This is a genomic window from Kribbella sp. NPDC104218, from assembly GCF_055584105.1.
Genome location: NZ_JBVJMQ010000002.1, coordinates 1,470,553 through 1,490,843 on the forward strand (window position 1 = coordinate 1,470,553; position 20,291 = coordinate 1,490,843).

A 20,291-nucleotide genomic window follows, 5' to 3' on the forward strand; every position below is an offset into this window, starting at 1 on the left:
GAGCCCTCGATGTCCTTGACCGCGGCAGTGTGGAACGGGCCCGGGACCGGGTTCTCGCTGCGTGCCCAGCCCGATCCCTTCCTCGACGACGGTGAGGCGCTGGTGCAGATCGAGCTCGCGACCATCTGCGGCAGCGACCTGCACACTATGGCCGGGGACCGCCCGACGCCGGTGCCGACCGTACTCGGCCACGAGGCGGTCGGCCGCGTCTCGGCATACTCCGGGAAGCTCACGACCTTCGACGGCCGGCCGCTGAGCATCGGCCAGCGGATCACCTGGACGATCGGCACCTCGTGCGGCACCTGCCGCCGCTGTATCCGCGGATTGCCGCAGAAATGCACCTCGGTCCGCAAGTACGGTCACGAGGCGATGACCGGTAACTGGCAGCTCAACGGCGGTCTGGCGACCCACTGTCACCTGGTCGGCGGCACCGGATTGGTCGGCGTCCCGGAGGAGGTGCCGGCCGAGCTCGCCGCGCCGGCGAACTGCGCGACCGCCACCGTGGTCTGCGCCGCGCGGCGCGCCGACCTGCAGCCGGGCGACGCCGTTGTCGTCATCGGCTGCGGGATGCTCGGACTCACCGCGGTCGCCTACGCCCGCGACCGCGGCGCCGAGCACATCATCGCGTGCGACGTGGATGAGCACCGCCGCGAGCTGGCACTCGCCTTCGGCGCCGACCTCGCGTGCCCGCCGGAGAGCCTCACCGACGCGGCCGGCCGGCACGGCGCCGACGTCGTGTTCGAGCTGTCGGGCGCCGCTCGCGCCGTCCAGACCGCGCTCGGCATCGCCGGGATGAACGGACGAGTGGCGCTGGTCGGGTCGGTCTCGCCCGGTCCAGAGGTGAGTTTCGAGCCGAACTCGTTCGTCCGCAACCTCACCACGGTGGTCGGCAGCCACAACTACCGCGTCGACGACCTCGCCGAAGCCATCGGGTTCCTGGTCCGGACGCCGTATCGCGAGCACCTGCGCGGCCTGGTCTCGGAGCCGTTCGCCCTCACCGACATCGACAATGCCGTCGCCGCGGCGCGGAGCGGCATCGCCCCGCGCGTTTCCGTGCGACCGAGCTGACTGGAGGACTGTCCGTGCTACAGCCCAGATCCGAACACCTCCTGAACTTCGTCAACGGCGCCTGGCTGCCATCGGTCTCGGGGCAGGTCCGGACGAACCTCAACCCGGCCGATACCGACGACACGATCGGGGAATTCACGGAGTCCGTCGGCAAGGACGCGTGGTCGGCCGTCGACGCGGCGACGGCGTCGCAGGCCGACTGGGCGGCGCTCGGCCCGATCAAGCGGGCCGAGTACCTGACCGCGGCCGGGCGGCTGATCGCCGAGCGGCACGACGAGTTCGCGTTCGCGATCACCCGCGAACAGGGCAAGCGGTCGCGCGAGGCGCACGGCGAGGTCTCGCGGGCCCTGGCGATCCTCGAGTTCACCGCCGGAGAGGCCCGGCGGCTGAATGGCGTGACCACTCCGGCCGAGGAACCGCGCACGGTGGCGATGACCTTCCGGCGGCCGCTGGGGGTGGTCGGACTCATCACACCGTGGAACTTTCCGCTCGCGATCCCGATGTGGAAGGTTGCGCCGGCGCTGCTGGCCGGCTGCGCGGCAGTCCTCAAACCGTCGCCCTTCACCCCCTGGACGTCGGCCCTGCTGGTCCAGGCGTTCGCCGACGCCGGCGTGCCGAACGGCGTCCTGAACCTGATCCAGGGCGATCGCGAGGCAGGCGAAGCGCTCGTCGGCGACGCCCGGGTGGCCGGGGTCTCCTTCACCGGCTCGCTCCCGGTCGGGCGAGCGATCAATCTGGCGGGCGCCGGGCGACTGCTGCGAACCCAGCTCGAGCTCGGTGGCAAGAACGCCCTGATCGTGCTCGCGGACGCCGACCTCGACGCGGCCGTCGACGCCATCGTGCACGGTGCGTTCGGGCAGAGCGGACAGCGGTGCAGCGCGACCAGCCGGATCGTCGTCGACCGTTCGATCCGCCCGGCTCTGCTGGAGCGCCTGATCCCCCGGGTCCAGGAGATGCGCGTCGGCCGCGGCGACCAGGAGTGGGCCGATATCGGGCCGGTGGTGAACCTGGAACGGCAGCGCGCCTGCCTTGACGCCGTCCGGAGCGCAGTCGAGGCCGGCGCCACGATCGCCTGCGGCGGTGGCGAGGTCACCCTCGACACCCCGGGGTACTTCGTCGCCCCGACCGTGCTCGTCGACGTGGAGTGGAACAGCGAGATCGCCCAGGAGGAGGTCTTCGGGCCGGTCCTGTCGGTCATCGACTGCGACGGGTACGACGACGCCATGCGGATCTCGAACTCCGTCCGCTACGGCATGTCCGGCACGATCTTCACCCAGAGCCCGGCGTCCATGTTCCAGGCTCTGGAGGACTTCGAGGCCGGCATGCTGCACGTGAACCGGCCCGGCGTCGGCGCCTATGCGCATCTGCCGCACATGGGAACCAAGGCCTCACAGCTCGGCGCGCCGGAATGCTCACCGGAGATGTGGGACTTCTACACCGATCTGCGCTCCGCCTGCATCAAGTACTGACCAGCAGGCCTGGCCGGCTTCAGAGCGGCCAGGCCGCAACGCTCTGGACCATCGCGACGAAAGCCTGCTCAGGCGGCGTCAGCACCCGATCGGCACGCCGGACCAAGGACACCTCGCGGCTCGGCGGTGCCGGCTCGACCGTCAGCTGCGCCAGTACCCCGGTCTCGAGCTCGCGCCGAGCGGCATGCTCGGACAAGACCGCTATCCCTAGACCGTTGTAGACAGCTTCTTTCACTGTTTCGGCGCCCCAGAGGTCCCACTGCTCGGCCGTCTCGAGTCCCCAGGCCCGCAGTGCGCGTTCCTGCAGCCGCCGCGTCGCAGAACCTCGCTCGCGCATCAGGAACCGTTCGCCGGCCAGATCTTCGGAGCTGAGCCCGCGCCCGACCAGCTCCGACGCCGCTGCGGCGACCAGGACCATCGCCTCCTCGAACATCGGCTCGGCCAGCAGGTGTTCGTCGCGGGGGTTGTCGACGCACAGCCCGACGGCCACCTCGCCGCGCAGCAGCCAGCCCTCGACCGTCTCCTCGTTGCCGACCCGGATCTGACACGCCACCCGCGGGGCCCGGTGCGAGAAGTCGCTCACCAGGCGGGGCAGCAGGTAGGTCCCCAGCGTGGTCGTCCCAGCGACCACGAGTTGCCCGGCTTCCAGCCCCCGGTACTCCGCTACCGCCTGCTCGAGGGAGTCGAGCAACTCGAACATCCGTCGTCCGTACTCCGCGACCTGCTCGCCGGCCGGCGTCGGTCGAGCCCCCTGCCGGGTCCGGTGCACCAACTGCACACCGAGTGCGCTCTCGAGGTTCCGGACGTGGTTCGACACCGCGGGCTGGCTCATGTACAGCGTCTTCGCCGCACCGGAGAACCCTTGCGACTCGACGACCTTCAGCAGCACTTCGAGCTGTACCAGGCTGATCACGCCAGCAGCCTCCCATGGCCCCGGTGACGACACGATCCGCGCCGCGCGGACCGTCTCGCCGGCAGTGCCGGCTCCACTGTGGACGACGGCTGACGCCGTCGCCATGGAATCGACCGCTGTCGGCATGGACGATTCCGTCATCGGTCGCCGACGGCAACCTCCTGGAGACGAAACTCGCTCGGCGAGCGCGACGTCGCCATCCGGAACCGCCGGGAGAAGTAGAGCGGATCGGTGAAGCCAGTTTGCCGGGCGACCTGCGCCACGGACAGATCCGAGTGGGCCAGCAACTGGCCGGCGACCGTAATCCGCCGCCGTTCGATATGCGCCATCAACCCACACCCGAGCTGGAGACGAGCCAACTGGCCCAGCCTGGAGGCCGACAGACCGCCTACCCGCGCGAGCGAAGCGACGCTGTGCGGAAGACTCAGATCGTTCTCGATGTGTTCGACGACAGTCAGCAGCCGAGGGTCCAGTCGCGCGTTGCTCGCGTCCCGCTGGTCGCACCACAGCAAGGCCTCCTCGACAGCGTTCGCCGCGAGCGGCGCGCTGTGCCGGCAACCGCTGTCCTGTACGGAGATCGCGCGCTCTAGGGCAGTCACCGCGCGGGTGCGCGCCATCGGGGCCAGCGGCAACTGCCGGACGCCGGGCAGGACCAGCGGCCAGTCCAGCAACGGCAACCACTCCGGCCGCGGATCGATATGGGCCCACCACAACGACCAGTGGCCCGCTGCCGGATCGGTTCCGTAGTCGTGGGGTGCCGACGGCTCGACGACAGTGACCAGCCGCGGCCCGGTCAACACCTCGCGGTCCTGATCGCGGAGCAGGCCCGCGCCGTCGACGGTGACGAGCAGCAGCCAGTCAGCCGTCCCGCCCGCCCTGGTCATCCGGTACCGGTGGTCGCGCGCAAGCCGGCCGCACCGCACCCGCTGGTTGCTCTTGACAACTTTCTCGGGACGAACGATCGGATCGCTCCGCACGACGCCTCCCCGCGCTGATGATCAGATATCCAGCAGCATAGATACTATAGGATTAAGCCTTAAAAAAGAGGCGGCCATCGGGCCGCCCTCGGGTGGAGTCAGCGTGACGCGTCGAGCAGCAACTTCATGACGCCGCCCGACCGAAGCCTGTCGAACGCCGCGGAGGCCTCGGAGAGCGGGCGGATGCCGCTGATCAGCGCGCCGACCGGCACCAGGCCGGAGGTGGCCAGCCGCATCGCGGTCTGGAAATCGTCGCGGCCGTACACCCGTGGCTCCACGATCTCGAGTTCGCGGCGGAGGATCCGGATCAGGTCGACCGATCGCGGACTCGCATGGACCGCCACCAGGCACAACCGGCCGTACAGAGCGAGCGCCGCGACCGCCGCCTCGAGCCCCGCGCGGTCGCCGCTCGCCTCGAAGATCACATCCGCCCCCGCGCCGCCCGTCCACCGGTCGACGGCCGCGGCCAGCGCCCGGCTGTCGGCCGGGATGGCGCCGAAGCCCAGCAGTTCGACCAGTCCACGACGAGATGCGTCCGGCTCGACGATCCGGACCTCCGCGCCCGCCGCATGCGCGACCAGGGCGATCGACAAGCCCACCGGTCCGGCGCCGATCACCAGGACCCGCTCCCCCGCTCCGACCGCGGCCCGGCGGACGTCGTGGACGGCGACGGCCACCGGCTCGACCAATGCGCCGTGGTCCAGCGAGAGATCGTCCGGCAGCCGAATCAGGCAATCAGCCGGCACCACCCACGAGTCCTGCATCGCGCCTGGCTCGTCGGCTCCCAGCACGATCGGCCGATGACAAGGACGCCCGCCACCGACCCGGCATGGCACGCACCCGCCGCACGCCTTCACCGGCAGGACCGTCACCCGGTCGCCCACACTCCAGCCGGTGACCTCCGCGCCGATCTCCGCGATCACCCCGGAGGCCTCGTGGCCGAGCGGCAAGGGCGTCGAGATCCGGCCGTCCAGGGCGCCGTCCAGGATCCGGAGGTCGAAGCCGCAGAGCCCGACGTAGGCCACCCGCACCCGGACCTCCGCCGGGCCGAGCAGTGGCATCGTGGCGATCCGGTCGAGAAGCCGGCCGGCGCCGGCGTAGCAGACCTGCCGGACCGAAGGGGCCAGCGGGTCGTGATCCAGCCTCATCGCTGATGATTCTCCTTAGTTTCGGACAATGCCACGGCCCTCCGGCCCGGACGCCGGAGGGCCGTGCTGCTTGCAGAGTCAGCCTCGGGTCAACGTGACTCCGTAGAACGCAGCCGCGTCGACGACCGGCTGGTAGAACGAGTAGGAGCCGGTAGCCGCGGCGCCCCGGTTGAAGCCACAGTCGTGGCCGTCGTTCGGACCGCCCGACGTCATGCCCTGGGCGGTGGTGCCGGAGATGTAGGCGCCGCCGGAGTCGCCGCCTTCGGTGCAGACGGTCGAGCGGGCCAGACCGCTGGTGCGGGTGATACTGCCGCCCGTACCGCTGTAGTTGACGGTGAGGTTGTACTGCGTGATCGAGCCGCAGGTCCAGCCAGTGGTGTTACCGGCCTTGCAGACCGTGGACCCGACTGGAGCTTTGCTCGAGCCGGTGATGCGGGTGGTCCGGCCGTTGCGATTGTCGATGTAGCCGCGGCCGACGTTGTTGCTGTCGATGTCCATCAGACCCATGTCGACACTCGGCGAACCGGTCCGGAACCGGGTCGCCACACCGACGCCCAGACGGACGCCCGAGCGATTCTGCACGATCGGGTTGCCCTCGACGCAGTGACCGGCGGTGAGGAGCACGTTGTCGCCGCCGTTGCGCGTGCCGGGGAATCCGAGCGAGCACCAGGTACCGGGCACCAGATCCATGATCTGGCCGCCGATCACGTCCGCGGTCATCGACAGCGTGGTGCTGTTCGTGCTGACGTCGACGCCCGGGATCGCCCTCAGCTGCTTGACCAGGGCAACGGTCTTCGCGGACTGCTTACCCGGCTGGAGCACGACCTGCAGGCGGTCCGTCGGCAGGTCGGCGCCGATCGACTGCACCTGCAGCGAGCCGGACTTGTCGGCCAGCGCCTGCACTTGTCGCTGCAGCTTGGCCAGGGCCTTCTCGCCGCGCACGACGCCGCGCGGCGTCAAGCCGTGCTCACGGGCTGTCTGCGCGGCCTCGGCCGAGTGCACGTTGACCACCAGCTGCCCGGCCTTGTCGAAGAAGGCGCCATCCAGGCCGGCCTTCACGGTCTCGAACGCGGCAGCCTTGGCATGCTCTCCGTCGAGCCGGACCTTGGCCTCGGCCGGTGAGACTCCCCAGCTCTTGCCGAGGACGTCGTACACGCCGTCGACAGGCGCCGGGATCGGAGCACTGGTTGCCGCCGGCATCGGGACCAGCGCGGCGGCCGCCAGACCGCCGGCCAGCGTCGCACCGAGGAAAGACTTGCGGATTCGGGTCGGAAATCGCATCAGTCACATCTCATTCCGCTCGGGCGGCCTGCCTCACAAGCCGCATGACGAGAATCGTTGAGCGCCACCCAGGGCTACCACAAGAGGACGCTGAGTCATTCTGCGCCGACAAGGGAAAGCCTTCTGGGCTGTCACTTTGCGCACAGCAGACATTCTTTTCGCAAAGTCAGCGCCTGCTACCGGACTGCTTGTTCTTGCTGCTTTCGGAATTTCCGTAGCTGCCTGCAGACAGACCCTGGCGGACCGGTCGCGGTGGGGGATCTGCGACGGGTCCGCCAGGGAGCACCAGGCTTCGGCCGCCGAGCGGCCAGGCGTTTCAATCGTCTCTTGCGGCGCGACCGGCAGGTATAGCCGCGGCGACAACAGGTATGGACGATTCGATCGGCCGCTCCGCCGCAAGCTGCTCGGCCATCGCCACGCCGGCCGCGCTGCGGTCGCCCGCCAGCACAGCCCGTACAACCCGATAATGCGTATCGAGCTCGACCGGTGGGTGCGTCGCCACCAGCGGCCTCAGCATCGCCAGCAGCAGCGCGACGACCGGTTCGCGAGCCAAGTTCGCGATACAGCGATGGAAGTAGGTCGCTACGTCCGAGCGGCTGACGGCGCCGGCGGAAAGCTCGGTCACCGACCAGGACAGCTCGTCGGCGGTCGCCTCTCGGGTGGCGACCCGCGTGGCCGCGGCGTCGACAAGCGTCAGCTCGAGCATCTTCCGGACTTGCCGGACCTGCTCGGGCGACCACCCGTGCCGGCTCGCGACCGCCGTCAGCATCTGCTGGAAGGCCGCGACCGACGGCGTCGCGACCTTCGCCCGCTGCCCCTGGGTCGAGGCCAGAATCTCCCGCGCGACCAGGTAGCGGATCGCGTCGCGCGCCAGCGGCTTGCTCACCCCGTAGCGCTCGGCCAGCGCCCGAACAGACTCGATCTCGTCCCCCGTCCGCAGGCCGCGAGCACGAATGTCGTCCGCGATCCGACCGGCCAGACGTGCATAGTCCGCTTCGGGGCCCAAAATCACGCTCCATTTCACGATGCCTCATCGGGGAGTTTTGCGACAATCATCGTCCCGGACCGCACCTGCCCGACGGCATGGCATTTCCCGTCACGTCCATGGACAATTCTTCAGCGCCCCGAATTTTCGGCCCCGCGATGCCGACCGGAACTGGACCCACCGCATTCCCGCAGGGATACTCCAGGAATGCCCGCCGACCGCCCGCCGCTGCTCTGCCGCCTCACCCTGCACAGCCCGGAGCCCGGCTGGATCGTCGCCGACGAGGCGATCCCGTGCCTCCGGGTCCGGCGTTGCCGGCGCTGCCGTCACGAGCTCCGCTCAGCGCTGATTCACGACTGGACCGAGCAACGCCCCGACCCAGCCTCGTGCGCCAGCACCAAGACCTGCACAACCTGCGGCGAACAAGAACGTTCGACCCAGCACGACTTCCACAGATACGCCGGCGACCAACTGCCGGCCGCACCGACACCGAGAACTGCGATCAAGCGTCACACCTGCACCGAGATCGAGCTCTGCATTCGCTGCGGCTACGTCCAATGGCAAGGCTGGGACCACGACTTCACCGACGGCGCCCGCTGCCGCCGCTGCCTACTCCCCCGCCACCTCGACCCCACCTACGAGGCCTGACCTGCCGGACCGAACTCCGCGGCCCACGCCTTGGTCAACAGCTGCACAGCAGGTTCACGATCGCACCGCAGCCACGCGAACCTATCAACGGAGCGATCTCCGCTACCAGGTAGAACGTCGACCGTGCCGCCGCAGTCAGCCCTTCGACTTTCAAGGCGGCTTGCTCCTCAGCCGGGTACGCCGCGATCCCGAGCCTCTTCGGACCGCGGTCGACACCATGATCGAGCACCTACGTCTGCTCGCAAACTCTTGACCAGCGAGCGTTCTCTCAGTGGCGTTGCTCGAGGCCGATCGCGTCGTGGAGCTTCTGGGTCGCGTCTCGCAGCGCTGGATCGTTGCGGGCCTGTGAGGTCATCAACGCCCCGAGGGCCTCGGCAATGACGTTGAGCTTTTCCTGAGCAGCTTCCTCGGAGCGCCGCGAGGCGTTCTCCAGGAGCACCAACAAGAGCAATGTCACTACGCTTGCCACGGTGTGGATCGCCACCTGCCATGACTTGAGATCCACCCACAAAGGGAGGCTGGCCAGCCAGGCGACCACGATGCCCACGCAGACGAAGAAGAACGGTGCTTGGCTGACCCTTAGATAGGCGGCCTGGACGAACCGATCGAACAGCGACCTCCGGTCTCCGACTTCACGCGTCCGCGCTGCGCCCGTCCGCTCCGTATCATCCGCCACGATCGCCCCTCGGTGTGCGCATGCGCCAGTTCGACGACGCGAGTGTACTGAGCGCGTGAGACCCCGAGCGTCGGTAGCTTTCGGTGGATGCGCACCGAAAGCACGGACAACCACGAGGGACGCCGGTTACGGCTGCTGTTGATCGTCGGCGTCAGCACCGCCGTACTGGCTCTCGTCTCGCTCGTCGTCGCGATTCTCGACTCGGGGTGGCAAGGCTGGCTGAGAACGGTTGCTCTGCTGGGGACCTCTGTCAGCTGCCTGCTGAACTACCGCAAGAGTCGGCGGGGGTGACCTGTACGTCGGCTATAACCTCCCAATGCGCAACTACTTGAGCTCCGAGTCTCCTTGGTGGCTGCTCGTGCTGTGGGGTAGTGGAGTGTCCTTCGTGCTGAGTTTGATCGGCAGGGCGGTTCTGCCGTCGTACTTTCCGTCGTCGATCTGGGGCTCGGTGATCTTCAGCGTCCTCGTCGGTCCGTGCATCGCCCTCGGGATCCGGTCGGCGGGCGGCCCTCGCCGGCGCTCGAACAAGAGCGACGAGAGCTGATATGCAGTTCTCGTCGTCCGTCGATCGGGTCTGCGATGAGACTTGCATCTGATACCTAGGTACGGGTTTACCGTCGAGGTATGAGTACCGAACCGATCGATCTGACTGAGCCGGCCGGCTGGGTGCCGCAGGCCTGCACGTTGCCGACTGCGGAGCAGCCATTGCGGACCGCCGAGTTCGACGACTTGTTCCGCACTGGGCTGCTCGGTCTTGAGCGGGACGCGCCGACGGAGCTGCGGCTGCTTCTGGACTCCGAGACTGAGGCGATCGCACGGGATCTGACCGGCCGGGAGACCAGCTGCTGCTCCTTCTTCACGTTCACCTACTCGGCAACGCCGGGAACGTTGGTTCTTGAGGTCGCGGTGCCACAGGGCCAGGTCGGGGTGCTCGACGCGTTGGCGGTCCGGGCCGCAGCAGCGGCGGGGTTGGCAGCGTGACCGGCGGATTGCGCAGCGGCCAGGTCGCTGAGGCGGCCGGGGTCAATTTGCAGACCGTCCGCTACTACGAGCGGCGCGGACTGCTGGCCGCTCCGGAGCGCAGCCCGGGCGGGCATCGGCTATATCCGCCGGAGGCGGTCACCGTGCTGCGGGTGATCAAGGCCGCGCAGCGCCTCGGGTTCACCTTGGACGAGGTTTCCGACCTGCTGGAGGCGGGCCGGCATCGCCACGGTGGGCGTCCGGATGCGGGGTTGCAGGGCCGGGCCGAGGTAAAGCTGGCTGAGGTCGAGGCCAAGATCGCGGACCTGACCGTCATCGCCGCGGCGCTGCGCACTGCTTTGGCCGCCGGTTGCGATGACCTGATCGACTGCGCCCACCAGCCGCATTGCCCGCTGCCGTTCGCTGATCTCGCAGCTGGCCCACCCCCTGTACTCCCGCTGGCCGATCGAACGGGAAACCGCGATGGCTGCTGACCGCATCCCACCGAGGACCGGAGTACGACGGTCATGGCGGCGCGTCGCGGCCGTGGGTGCGGCCGTGGTCGGGGCGTGCGCTCTGTGCTGCGCCGGGCCATTGCTGGCTGTATTCGGCGGCCTGTCCGTGGCATCGCTGGCCAGCGCCTCCTGGGTGCCCGCATTGGCCGTGGTCGCCGCTGCGGCGATGTGGCATCGTCGGCGTACCAGCTGCGTCACTTCGGCCGGGCCGGTCGACCTCGGGCTTCCGGTCCCGCCCGGAGATGCCCGCCGGACCGACACTGAGCCAGGCGATACCGTCGGTCCATGACGGTCGTCAAGTCCATCGCGTTGTTCGTGCTCGCCGCGATCGCCGAGATCGGCGGTGCCTGGCTGGTCTGGCAGGGCTGGCGCGAACACAAGGGCCTCTGGTGGATAGCAGCCGGCGTCCTCGCGCTCGGCGCCTACGGCTTCGTCGCCACCTTCCAGCCCGATCCGAATTTCGGCCGCATCCTGGCCGCGTACGGCGGCATCTTCGTCGCCGGCTCCCTGGCCTGGGGCATGCTCGTCGACGGCTTCCGTCCCGACCGGTGGGACGTCGCCGGCGCGGCGATCTGCCTGATCGGCGTCGCCGTCATCATGTACGCGCCCCGCAGCGCCTCGTGAGTACGCAGCTCAGCCGACACCGACAGGCCCGTCGCCGCCAGGTCGCGACGTACTGCGCGTAGCCGCGCCGCAACCCTGACGGCCGGGACGTCGAACTGACCCCGGGTGAGCGGTACGACGTCCTCGATCTGCTGGGCGAACAGTACGCGCCGATTTCGACGATTGCGTAAATATCGTGAGTTGACCGATCTGGGCGGTGTCGGGTGCCGAAGACGGAGAGTCGGCGGTTCGTCTGATGTAGGCGTGCGTCGGCGTACCGCCGCGGCTGTCTGGCCGGGCGGAACTCGAATCTCGGAGATGAGATGTTCGACAAACTGTTCATTCGCAATGCGATCGACCGCAGCGCCGAGAACGGCGTCGATCGGCGCAAGTTCCTGCGTGCGGCCGGTGTCGTCGGTGCTGGTGCGGGCCTGGCCGGCGGCGGTCTGCTCGCCGGTGGCGCCTTCAACGCCGCGTCGGCCGACACCAACGGGTTGGGACTCGATCTCGACCTGAACCTGGGCGAGGAGCACAAGGCGGGTCAGCCGAGCGACGGCGCGGTGCTGAACTTCGCGCTGAACCTGGAGTACCTGGAAGCGGAGTTCTACCTGCGCGCGGTCCGTGGCTACGGCCTGTCCGCCGCGGAGGTCTACGGCAAGGGCAAGCCGGGCGGCGTGCGCGGTGGCCGCAAGGTGAAGTTCCAGACCAAGGCCGTGAAGGCGTACGCCGACGAGATCGCGGCCGACGAGCTGGCGCACGTGAAGTTCCTGCGCAAGGCGCTCGGTACGGCGGCGGTCGCGCGGCCGGCGATCGACATCGACGCGGCGTTCACCGCGGCGGCGACGGCCGCCGGGCTGATCAAGCCGGGCCAGAAGTTCGACGCCTACGCCAACGAGAACAACTTCCTGCTCGCCGCCTACGTCTTCGAGGACGTCGGCGTGACGGCGTACAAGGGTGCTGCTCCGTTGATCAGCAACAAGACCTACCTCGAGGCTGCTGCCGGGATCCTCGCGGTGGAGGCGTACCACGCGGCCAACATCCGCACCTCGCTGGTCGCGAAGGGCCTGGAGGCGCCGTCGGTGGCGATCTCGAACGCCCGGGACAGCCTGGACGGCAAGACCGACCTCGACCAGGGGACGACGTACCGGGGCCGGACGAACATCGTGCCGACCGACGAGAACGGCATCGCGTTCAGCCGCGGCGCCGACCAGGTGCTGAACGTCGTCTATCTGACCCCGAAGAAGGCCACCAAGGGCGGCTTCTTCCCGGCCGGTGTGAACGGCGCGATCAACACCAGCCGCGCCAACTGATGTAACCCCGGTGGCCGGCCGTCCTCACTCGGCCGGCCACCAACCTCCTCGACGTCAGAAAGCAGGTACCGGCATGTTCGGCATCGGGCCACTCGAGTTCGTCGTGATCGCGATCGTTGCCATCGTGGTGTTCGGCCCGGATCGGCTGCCGGAGTTCGTCCGGACCGCGGGACAGCTGCTGGGGCAGGTGCGGCAGCTGGTCGGTAAGGCCCAGAACGACTTGCGCGACGAGCTCGGACCGGAGTTCGCCGACCTGGAGCTGCAGGACCTGAACCCGCGCAACTTCGTCCGCAAGCACCTGTTCGAGGCCGGCGAGGATCCCTCGGCCGCGGACGCCGTCCTGACTGACAACTCACCGCGCCTGCCTGCCGGTCAGCGGCCGCCGTTCGATCCTGACGCCACGTGACCACTCCCCGACCGTCAGGTGTGCGGTGACTCAATCGCTGGTGCGGTTCGACGTCGCGGTGGTCTCGTCGGTCAGCTCGCCGTCCTTCTTGCGCGGGCCGACCTCCTCCTCCCAGACCTTCTTCGACTTGCCCAGCTGACGAACCAGCTGCGGCAGCTTGGCCGATCCGAACAGCAGTACGACGATCCCCAGGATCACGAGCAATTCCCCGCCCTGCGGCATATTCAACAGCGTCAGCATCGACAGTCCATCCCGTCTTGAGTGGTTACCTGGTCTTCGGAGCCGTAGGCGTTCCGGATCAGTCACCTCTGAACCCATCCACTCCGGCGCGGGCACCGAAGCTTGGGCATGTATGCACCGGCGCCGTTGCGGCGGCAGTTGAACCGGTCCGGGCTGTTGCTGCTCGGTCCGGCCTTCGTCGCGGCGGTCGCGTACGTCGACCCGGGCAACTTCGCGACCAATATCGCGGCCGGAGCGACCTACGGGTATCTGCTGTGCTGGGTGGTCGTCGGGGCGAACCTGATGGCCGTTCTGGTGCAGTACCTGGCAGCAAAGGCGAGTATCGCGACCGGGCGCACACTGCCACAGCTGTGCCGTGACCACTTCAAGCGGCCCACCTCCACCGGCCTGTGGGCCCAGGCCGAGCTGGTGGCCATCGCCACCGACCTGGCCGAGGTCGTCGGCGGCGCGATCGCACTGAACCTGCTGTTCGGCATCCCGCTGCTCCTGGGCGGCGTGATCACCGGCGCCGTCTCGTTCGGACTGCTGATCTACCAGTCCAAGCGCGGGCAGCGCCCATTCGAGGCAGCGATCATCGGACTTCTGGCCGTCGTCCTGGTCGGCTTCGTGGTTTCGACGATCCAGTCACAGCCCTCCGCCTCCGGCGTGATCGGCGGCCTCGTACCGCGCCTCGACGGCACCCAATCGCTGGTTCTGGCCGCCGGAATGCTCGGAGCGACCGTCATGCCGCACGCGATCTGGCTGCACGGCGCACTGGTCACCGACCGGCACGGCAAGACCATCCGATCGAGCGCCGGCAAGAGCCGGGTCCTGCGCGCCACCCGCACCGACGTAGCCATCGCCATGGCACTGGCCGGCGCGGTCAACCTCGCCATGGTTGTCCTGGCGGCAGCAGCGCTGAACGGGAGCGGCGCCGACTCCCTCGACGCGGCCCACGTCGCCATCGGCGACCGGCTCGGCCACTTCTCCGCGCTCCTCTTCGCACTCGCCCTACTGGCCAGCGGCTTCGCCTCCTCCTCGGTCGGCACCTACGCCGGCTCTGTCATCCTGGACGGCTTCTGGCAGCGCAAAGTCCCACTCTGGGCACGGCGGCTGATCACTCTGATCCCGGCCCTGGCCATCCTGGCGATCGGCATCGACCCCACCCGGGCACTGGTCGTGTCACAGGTCGTCTTGAGCTTCGGTATCCCGTGCGCCCTGTGGCCGCTGGTCCGATTGACGGCCTCTCGGCGCATCATGGGCAACCTGGTCAACCGCAGAGCGACCACTCTCGCCGCATGTCTGGTGGCAACCGCCGTCACCGCGCTGAACGTCGTACTGATTGTGCTGACCATTCGGGGCTGACGAACGCCGGCGAACCCTTCGATACTGCAGATCGCGAATGTGGTCTCGCTCTACCGATTCGCGGATCAGGTGGGCCACGAGGCGTCTCGACCCGGCATGAGGTAGTTGGTGAGGATGCGGCGCTCGGCGGCGTCCAGGTCGCGTTTGCTGTGGGTCTGGAGGTTGACGGCGACGAGGACTGTCGAGGCGGTGGCGTGGATCGACTCACCGCTGGGGTGGGAGGTGGCGATGCATGATCCGAAGACGCACGACGACGTCCCGAGCGTGTCGATCCAGACGTCTACCGCGGGCTCGTCGCTGCGGGCGATCGGCTCGAGGAATTCGATCTTCTGGCTGGCCAGGACCACGGGCGAGCGTTGGAAGAAGTCGTTCGCGCCGATGCCGAATGCCTGCGCCATGAGGGCGATCCTGGCTTCCTGCAGGTAGTCGAAGTAGGCGTCTTCGCTGACGTTTCCGGTGTCGTCGAGGTCGGTACGGCGTACCGTCACCGGATATCTGAAGGTTGTCATGAGGCCACCAGCGCGGAGAGCTGATCGTACTGCTGAGGGGTCAGGGGCGCGTGGGGGTCTCGGTTGATCAGGCGACTGCGTGCTCGAGCATAGGTACGTCGTCCGCGCTGATCGGTCAGCTCGTACTCGATGGTGACTGACTCCTTTCCGAGCTGACCGATCCAGATCTCGACTCGAACGGGATCAGGCCGGAAGACCAGCGGCGCAAGATACGTGATCTCGTGTCCTCCCACCGCCAGCTCCTGGACGGCGCTTGCGCCTGGCTGTGCATGAGCGAAGAAGTCGAGCCGGGCCTCCTGCAGGTAGCTGAGGTAGCGGGAATTGTTGACATGCCCGAAGGCGTCCATGTCGCCCCACCGCAGCTGGCAGTAGTAGGTCCACCGGCCAGCGGCTGCGTCGATACTGCTCATCGAGGTCAGAGCTCGAATCGGGTGCCGGTGAGGCGTTCGCTGTCTTCCCACAGCCGTCCGGCATCGTGTGAGTCGGCGTCTTTCGGTACCGCGAGGGCTTTCGGTGTGCCTGAGGTCTGGTCGTTGCCGGCCGGTCCGTAGAAGCCGCCGTTGACGACGTCCGGACTCGTGGCGGCGTACAGCGAGGGCCAGGCGGCGCCTTCGGGCGATCCCATCACCGAGCGCCGGGTGAGGGCGATGACCGCTCGCGACAGGGCGCCGGTGCTATGGCGCTGCAGGTTGGTCAGGGCGGATCCGGGGTGGACGACGACAGACGTGAGACCGGTACCTTCAGCCCGGCGGGCAAGCTCGCGGGCGAAGACAATGTTGGCTCGCTTCGACTTGGCGTAGGCCGACATCGCGCCGTACCGCTGGATGCTTTGCAGGTCGACCAGCCGGCCGGTGCGCCAGGTGCCCGCGATCGCGCTGACGGTGATCACCCTGGCCGGTCCGGTACGCCGCAGCGCGGGCAGGAGTCCGGCGGTGAGGGCGAAGTGCCCGAGATGGTTGGTCCCGAACGTGAGCTCGAATCCGTCAGCTGTGGTTCGCCGGTCCGGTACGTTCATGACGCCGGCGTTGTTGAACAGCCAGTCCAGGCTCTCCGTAGCGGCGACCTGTTCGGCGGTCTCGCGGATCGAGGTCAAGGATCCGAGATCGACGACCGAAGTGTCGACCTGGGCGTTGAGGACGGCGGCGCGGAGGCCGTGGGCGGCTTCGTCGAGCTTGGGCCGACTGCGGCCGGCCAGGATGACGCGGGCGCCGTGTCCGACCAGGACGAGTGCGGTTTCCCAGCCGATGCCGCTGTTTCCGCCGGTGATGAATGCCGTGCGTCCGCTCAGATCGCCGATCGTGTGGGGGCTCCAGCTGGTCTGGCTGGTGGTACGGCTCATGAGGTTTCCTTACGGGAGTTGGTGACTCGGGCGTGTGCGGCGCGGAGGTGATCGCCGATCGAGAAGATCGCTTCCCGGGCGATGGCGACCGGTTTGTTGTGGGTGAAGCCGTGGTCGACGCCGGGGAACTGCCGATGAGTGACCTGGACGCCGAGCTGAGTGAGCTTGCCGGCGAGCTCGTCCATCTCGTGCCGGAGGGTGTCGTGCTCGCCGGTCATGATGAGCGTCGGCGGGAACTCGGCGAGCCGCGGATGCAGGGCGACCGAGACGCTCGGATCCAGGGGGTCCGCGCCCAGGAAGTAGGTACGACGGGCTAGTCCGATCATCTGCTGTGACACGATCGGGTTGCTGATCGCTGTGGTTCGGGTGTGGTCGGGGCGGGACAGGTCGGCGCAGCCGAACTCCGAAGTCAGCGCGAGCGGTACCGGTACGCCGTCCTCAATGGCCTGGGCGACAACGTTCATCGCGAACTTGCTGCCGGCACTGGCGCCGCCGATCGTGAACCGCGACAGGTCCCAGCCGTAGGCGCGACCGTTGTCGAGCATCCACCGGTAGACGTCGTAGTTCTGTTCTTCGGCGACCGGCCAGCGTACGTCGGGAGCCGTATCGTAGTCCGGGACGACGACCACCGTGCCGACCTCCGAGGCCAGGTACCTAGCGATGCTGCCGTCCTGCCACGGAGCGCGGATGATGAAGGCCCCGCCGTGGATCAGCAGATGGACGGGCGGTCGGCGTCCGGCCCGTTCCAGGGCCGCCAAGTGGGACGCCGTCGGCGCGTAGACGAGCGCACGGACATCGCCGTGCCGGGTTGAGATCGTCAACCGAGTAGGCCGGGCAATCCGCTGAGTGGCGAATTCGAGCTGCCGGCTGGACCACAAGAGCCGCATCATCACGGGGAAGATCCGTTGGAACCGGCGGGCGCGGCGAACATCGGATCTACGCATCGGCTCTGGACTCATCGACTTACCTCGTCGCTCTGGGAACTGGCCGCGAACGCCAGGACACACCTCGCGGGGCGGCCGGTTGAACGCCCGCGGCAACTAAACTAGCTTGTAACTAACTAGTTAATCAACTTTAGAGGTGCAGCATGAACGAGTCCGAACAAGATCCCACTCGGTCGGCAGACAGCCCCGCCGTGGCAGTGGTCATGCGTTTCCTGCAAGAAGTGGTGAACGGCGGGCGGATCGACCTGCTCGGCGAGTTGTGGCACGAAGACCTGGTCTGGACCGGTGGCAGTCTGGGCGAGCATCACGGCCTGCCAGCGTTCAGGAAGGTCCTCGGAGGCGCGGACGGCGGCTGGATCGGACTTCACCTGACGGTCCTGCAGGTCTTCGAACGGGACGACGTCGTCGTGGTTCAGTTCACGAACAGCGGACGTCGCACCGGCAGACTGCTTCGCATCTTGCCTTTCACCAGCCGGCACGCGACCTGGAACGGGGTCGGCGTCTACACCGTGCGCGACGGCAAGATCGCCCATGGCTGGTTCGTGGAGGACGTCGTCGCGATGCTCAGAGGCCTCGGCCTGCGCGGCGCGCTGGACCTTCTCACTCGACGCTGATCCTGCGATCGGACGGGCGGCGAATTTCCGTTGCCGTGACGCCAAGTTCCGGCCACCCGCCGGTCGATTCGATTGACAGCGAGGAGCCGGATTCTTATAACTAACTGGTCTGTCAATAACCGATCGGAGGCATCGATGCACAAGCTCAGCTGTGAGGTGGTCGGCTCAGGGCCACCTCTCGTGCTGGTGGCGGGGACCAACAGTACGGCGGAACAGACGTGGGGTGCGAGCGTGCAGATGCTTGCCGAGAGCCACACTCTGGTGCTGCCGAGTCTGCCCGGTACAGGTTCGAGCTTGTTACCGCATTCAGATCTGACCGCAGCGGACGTCGCCGACCAGCTCGTCGAATGTGCGCTCGACGCCGGGTTCGACCGCTTCGCGATCGCAGGAGCCTCACTGGGCGGACCGCTGGCACTCAAGGCAGCAGCAGCGCATCCCGAACATGTCACGCACATCATCACGCTGTGCGGATACGCGGCGGCGCGGCCGAGCCTGCGCCTGCGTCTGCAGCTTTGGCAGCAGCTGATCGGCTCCGGCCCGGAGGTGATCGGAAGGCTGCTATTGATCCTGGGCATGCCCGACGCGACGGCCGCATCACTCCCGGAGGCGACGCTCGAGGCCATGATCACCACGATCGGCAGTGACCCACAGCCAGGAGTGCGGGAGCAGCTGGCGCTCGCGCTGTCGCTCGACATCCGCGACGACCTGGCCGCCATCGACGTACCGACGCTGGTCATCGCAGGCGCACAAGACAATTTCGTCGACCCAGCTCACTCGCAGGTCATCGCCGACACGGTCACCGGCAGCGAGTTGCTCCTGCTCGACGGCAGCCACGGATTGGCCCACGAAGTCCCGCAGACGGTGGCGGCCGCGATCAGTCGGCTGGTTCGCTCGTGAACAGGAGCTCCCCCATGCCCACGCTGCCTTCCGACCGCGCCGTCCCCTATCCGGTCCCGCCCGGCAGCTTTCTCGAGGCCGTCGGCGTCACCCGCGTCGAGATGATCATCGACGGCATCCACAGCGTGATCAGCGGAACCTTGGAGGTCGACGAGCGGCATCACACGCCCTGGGGCGTCGTCCACGGTGGATTGTGGGCCACCGCGGTCGAGTCGGCCGCGAGCCTGGGCGCCTCGATGGTGGTCAAGGACCGCAACCAGTTCGCCGTGGGCATCAACAACGTCACCGACTTCCTACGCCCGGTCCGCTCCGGCCGGCTCGCCGTGACCGCCTGGCCGGCCGACATCGGCCGGACGCTGCAGCTGTGGGAGGTCGAGATCGGCGACGAATCCCGGCGCCTGGTCGCGCGTGGCCGTGTCCGCCTGGCCAACACCGACTTACCAACCCGCTGAACCGCGGCCCACTTACCTGGATTGCTGACCCCAAAGACAGCCTGGCAGGATGTGCGGCCGCGCATCCTGCCAGGCGCGACCGGAAAGACGATCGATGCACGACTTCAGCGGCAAGACCGCCTTTATCACCGGCGCCGCCAGCGGTATCGGAGCCGCGACCGCGACACTGCTCGCCAGCCAGCGGGCAAGCGTCGTCCTGGTCGACCGCGACGGCGACCAGCTCGCTCGCGTCGCCACCGACATCGCACGGCAGGGCGGCCGCGCCTTACCGATCGCAGCCGACGTGAGCCAGGCGCCCCAGATCGAGGAAGCCGTCCAGCGCGGCCTCGACACCTACGGCGCCCTGCACTACGGAGTGAACAACGCCGGCATCACCGGCCGATTCCAGCCCAGTCACACCCTCACCGAACAGCAATGGCGCGAAGTGATGGCCGTCAACCTCGACGGAGTCTTCTACAGCACCAAGTACGAGCTGCCGGCGATCCTGGCCTCCGACGGAGGCTCCATCGTCAACATCTCCAGCGTCTACGCCGACCGCGGCGGCCCCACCGCCGACTACCCCACCGCCAAGCACGCCCTGCGCGGCCTCACCCGATCACTCGCGATCGAGTACGCCCCGCAAGGAATCCGCATCAACGAGCTCCAGCCAGGCGTCATCGACACCGGCATGACCCAAGCCAACCCCGAGGGCACCCAGGCCGTCGTCGAGCAAGGAATCCCGCTCCGCCGAATCGGCACCCCCCGAGAAGTAGCCCACGCGATCGCATTCCTACTCTCCGACGAAGCCTCCTACATCACCGGCGCACACCTGGCCGTCGACGGCGGCTTCCTCGCCTGACCCGCACTCACGGGCGCCGGCACAGCCGTCCGCCGGCGAATCCATCTCGCTACAGAAGAGGTTCTTCGTGCCGAGAACCACCCGTCCGCATCCGACCGTTGCCGACTCCCCGACAAGCCAGCTGTACGTCGAGCTGTCCCGCAAAGCCGACAGCG

Annotated in this window: 26 protein-coding genes; 15 read left to right on the forward strand and 11 right to left on the reverse strand. The window is 68.1% G+C overall.

Annotation, left to right across the window (positions count from 1 at the left end; translation table 11 throughout):
• Positions 1 to 9: 9 nt before the first annotated feature.
• Together ACZ6ZD_RS22735 and ACZ6ZD_RS22740 are read left to right on the forward strand one after the other, a co-directional pair.
• Positions 10 to 1,068 (forward strand): zinc-binding dehydrogenase, encoded by a 1,059-nt coding sequence (locus ACZ6ZD_RS22735; RefSeq protein ID WP_465675171.1) that lies wholly within the window; start codon positions 10 to 12, stop codon positions 1,066 to 1,068.
• 14 nt (positions 1,069 to 1,082) lie between these two features.
• A complete protein-coding gene (locus ACZ6ZD_RS22740) occupies positions 1,083 to 2,537 on the forward strand; it encodes an aldehyde dehydrogenase family protein (RefSeq protein ID WP_465675173.1) in 1,455 nt (484 codons plus the stop codon).
• Between the two features lie 19 nt (positions 2,538 to 2,556).
• On the opposite strand, the gene ACZ6ZD_RS22745 is transcribed toward ACZ6ZD_RS22740, so the two are convergent.
• From ACZ6ZD_RS22745 to ACZ6ZD_RS22765, 5 genes are all read right to left on the reverse strand, one after another.
• A complete protein-coding gene (locus ACZ6ZD_RS22745) occupies positions 2,557 to 3,576 on the reverse strand; it encodes a LysR substrate-binding domain-containing protein (RefSeq protein WP_465675175.1) in 1,020 nt (339 codons plus the stop codon).
• Between the two features lie 11 nt (positions 3,577 to 3,587).
• Entirely contained in the window at positions 3,588 to 4,427 is an 840-nt protein-coding gene (locus tag ACZ6ZD_RS22750; protein ID WP_465675177.1) for a helix-turn-helix domain-containing protein, read from the reverse strand.
• Between the two features lie 98 nt (positions 4,428 to 4,525).
• A complete protein-coding gene (locus ACZ6ZD_RS22755) occupies positions 4,526 to 5,575 on the reverse strand; it encodes a zinc-dependent alcohol dehydrogenase (RefSeq protein WP_465675179.1) in 1,050 nt (349 codons plus the stop codon).
• A 78-nt stretch (positions 5,576 to 5,653) separates the two neighbouring features.
• Positions 5,654 to 6,856: a S1 family peptidase gene (locus ACZ6ZD_RS22760; protein WP_465675181.1), complete on the reverse strand. Its 1,203-nt coding sequence runs from the start codon at positions 6,854 to 6,856 to the stop codon at positions 5,654 to 5,656.
• Between the two features lie 316 nt (positions 6,857 to 7,172).
• Positions 7,173 to 7,880, reverse strand: coding sequence for a FadR/GntR family transcriptional regulator (locus tag ACZ6ZD_RS22765; protein WP_465675183.1), 708 nt, complete (start codon positions 7,878 to 7,880; stop codon positions 7,173 to 7,175).
• Between the two features lie 168 nt (positions 7,881 to 8,048).
• On the opposite strand from ACZ6ZD_RS22765, the gene ACZ6ZD_RS22770 reads away from it, so the two are divergent.
• Complete coding sequence (locus ACZ6ZD_RS22770; protein ID WP_465675185.1) at positions 8,049 to 8,489, forward strand: hypothetical protein; 441 nt, start codon at positions 8,049 to 8,051, stop codon at positions 8,487 to 8,489.
• A gap of 268 nt (positions 8,490 to 8,757) precedes the next feature.
• Here the strand turns inward: ACZ6ZD_RS22770 and ACZ6ZD_RS22775 are convergent, their stop codons facing one another.
• Complete coding sequence (locus ACZ6ZD_RS22775; protein ID WP_465675187.1) at positions 8,758 to 9,165, reverse strand: low affinity iron permease family protein; 408 nt, start codon at positions 9,163 to 9,165, stop codon at positions 8,758 to 8,760.
• Positions 9,166 to 9,252: 87 nt separating this feature from the next.
• On the opposite strand from ACZ6ZD_RS22775, the gene ACZ6ZD_RS22780 reads away from it, so the two are divergent.
• From ACZ6ZD_RS22780 to ACZ6ZD_RS22810, 7 genes are all read left to right on the forward strand, one after another.
• Positions 9,253 to 9,456 (forward strand): hypothetical protein, encoded by a 204-nt coding sequence (locus tag ACZ6ZD_RS22780; protein ID WP_465675189.1) that lies wholly within the window; start codon positions 9,253 to 9,255, stop codon positions 9,454 to 9,456.
• 25 nt (positions 9,457 to 9,481) lie between these two features.
• Positions 9,482 to 9,709, forward strand: coding sequence for a hypothetical protein (locus tag ACZ6ZD_RS22785; RefSeq protein ID WP_465675191.1), 228 nt, complete (start codon positions 9,482 to 9,484; stop codon positions 9,707 to 9,709).
• An 80-nt stretch (positions 9,710 to 9,789) separates the two neighbouring features.
• Positions 9,790 to 10,146 carry a hypothetical protein gene (locus ACZ6ZD_RS22790; RefSeq protein ID WP_465675193.1) on the forward strand — a complete coding sequence of 119 codons (357 nt, stop codon included), beginning with the start codon at positions 9,790 to 9,792 and terminating at the stop codon, positions 10,144 to 10,146.
• On the forward strand, positions 10,143 to 10,619 hold the full coding sequence (locus tag ACZ6ZD_RS22795; RefSeq protein WP_465675195.1) for a MerR family transcriptional regulator: 477 nt from the start codon (positions 10,143 to 10,145) through the stop codon (positions 10,617 to 10,619). Before ACZ6ZD_RS22790 ends, ACZ6ZD_RS22795 begins: the two co-directional genes overlap by 4 nt.
• A gap of 306 nt (positions 10,620 to 10,925) precedes the next feature.
• Positions 10,926 to 11,264 (forward strand): YnfA family protein, encoded by a 339-nt coding sequence (locus tag ACZ6ZD_RS22800; RefSeq protein WP_465675197.1) that lies wholly within the window; start codon positions 10,926 to 10,928, stop codon positions 11,262 to 11,264.
• Positions 11,265 to 11,566: 302 nt separating this feature from the next.
• Positions 11,567 to 12,553 carry a ferritin-like domain-containing protein gene (locus tag ACZ6ZD_RS22805; RefSeq protein ID WP_465675199.1) on the forward strand — a complete coding sequence of 329 codons (987 nt, stop codon included), beginning with the start codon at positions 11,567 to 11,569 and terminating at the stop codon, positions 12,551 to 12,553.
• 73 nt (positions 12,554 to 12,626) lie between these two features.
• Complete coding sequence (locus ACZ6ZD_RS22810) at positions 12,627 to 12,959, forward strand: sec-independent translocase (RefSeq protein WP_465675201.1); 333 nt, start codon at positions 12,627 to 12,629, stop codon at positions 12,957 to 12,959.
• A gap of 30 nt (positions 12,960 to 12,989) precedes the next feature.
• Here ACZ6ZD_RS22810 and ACZ6ZD_RS22815 read toward each other — a convergent pair whose 3' ends face one another.
• Positions 12,990 to 13,199 carry a twin-arginine translocase TatA/TatE family subunit gene (locus ACZ6ZD_RS22815; RefSeq protein ID WP_465675203.1) on the reverse strand — a complete coding sequence of 70 codons (210 nt, stop codon included), beginning with the start codon at positions 13,197 to 13,199 and terminating at the stop codon, positions 12,990 to 12,992.
• Between the two features lie 108 nt (positions 13,200 to 13,307).
• On the opposite strand from ACZ6ZD_RS22815, the gene ACZ6ZD_RS22820 reads away from it, so the two are divergent.
• On the forward strand, positions 13,308 to 14,543 hold the full coding sequence (locus tag ACZ6ZD_RS22820; RefSeq protein WP_465675205.1) for an Nramp family divalent metal transporter: 1,236 nt from the start codon (positions 13,308 to 13,310) through the stop codon (positions 14,541 to 14,543).
• Positions 14,544 to 14,608: 65 nt separating this feature from the next.
• On the opposite strand, the gene ACZ6ZD_RS22825 is transcribed toward ACZ6ZD_RS22820, so the two are convergent.
• Genes ACZ6ZD_RS22825 through ACZ6ZD_RS22840 form a run of 4 tightly spaced genes read right to left on the reverse strand, consistent with a single transcriptional unit; the run spans position 14,609 to position 17,281 of the window.
• Positions 14,609 to 15,052, reverse strand: a complete 444-nt coding sequence (locus ACZ6ZD_RS22825) for an acyl-CoA thioesterase (RefSeq protein ID WP_465675207.1) — start codon at positions 15,050 to 15,052, stop codon at positions 14,609 to 14,611.
• Complete coding sequence (locus tag ACZ6ZD_RS22830; RefSeq protein WP_465675209.1) at positions 15,049 to 15,462, reverse strand: acyl-CoA thioesterase; 414 nt, start codon at positions 15,460 to 15,462, stop codon at positions 15,049 to 15,051. Before ACZ6ZD_RS22830 ends, ACZ6ZD_RS22825 begins: the two co-directional genes overlap by 4 nt.
• Before the next feature lie 5 nt (positions 15,463 to 15,467).
• A complete protein-coding gene (locus ACZ6ZD_RS22835; RefSeq protein ID WP_465675211.1) occupies positions 15,468 to 16,391 on the reverse strand; it encodes an SDR family oxidoreductase in 924 nt (307 codons plus the stop codon).
• Entirely contained in the window at positions 16,388 to 17,281 is an 894-nt protein-coding gene (locus ACZ6ZD_RS22840) for an alpha/beta hydrolase (RefSeq protein ID WP_465675213.1), read from the reverse strand. Before ACZ6ZD_RS22840 ends, ACZ6ZD_RS22835 begins: the two co-directional genes overlap by 4 nt.
• Positions 17,282 to 17,538: 257 nt before the next feature.
• On the opposite strand from ACZ6ZD_RS22840, the gene ACZ6ZD_RS22845 reads away from it, so the two are divergent.
• The 4 genes from ACZ6ZD_RS22845 to ACZ6ZD_RS22860 all read left to right on the forward strand — a co-directional run bounded on the left by ACZ6ZD_RS22845 (position 17,539) and on the right by ACZ6ZD_RS22860 (position 20,136).
• The gene (locus ACZ6ZD_RS22845; RefSeq protein WP_465675215.1) at positions 17,539 to 17,949 is read left to right on the forward strand and encodes an ester cyclase; all 411 of its coding nucleotides are present in this window, start codon (positions 17,539 to 17,541) and stop codon (positions 17,947 to 17,949) included.
• A 135-nt stretch (positions 17,950 to 18,084) separates the two neighbouring features.
• Positions 18,085 to 18,846, forward strand: coding sequence for an alpha/beta fold hydrolase (locus ACZ6ZD_RS22850; protein WP_465675217.1), 762 nt, complete (start codon positions 18,085 to 18,087; stop codon positions 18,844 to 18,846).
• A gap of 14 nt (positions 18,847 to 18,860) precedes the next feature.
• Positions 18,861 to 19,298 (forward strand): PaaI family thioesterase, encoded by a 438-nt coding sequence (locus ACZ6ZD_RS22855; protein WP_465675218.1) that lies wholly within the window; start codon positions 18,861 to 18,863, stop codon positions 19,296 to 19,298.
• Positions 19,299 to 19,392: 94 nt separating this feature from the next.
• On the forward strand, positions 19,393 to 20,136 hold the full coding sequence (locus tag ACZ6ZD_RS22860; RefSeq protein WP_465675220.1) for an SDR family NAD(P)-dependent oxidoreductase: 744 nt from the start codon (positions 19,393 to 19,395) through the stop codon (positions 20,134 to 20,136).
• Positions 20,137 to 20,291: the final 155 nt, after the last annotated feature.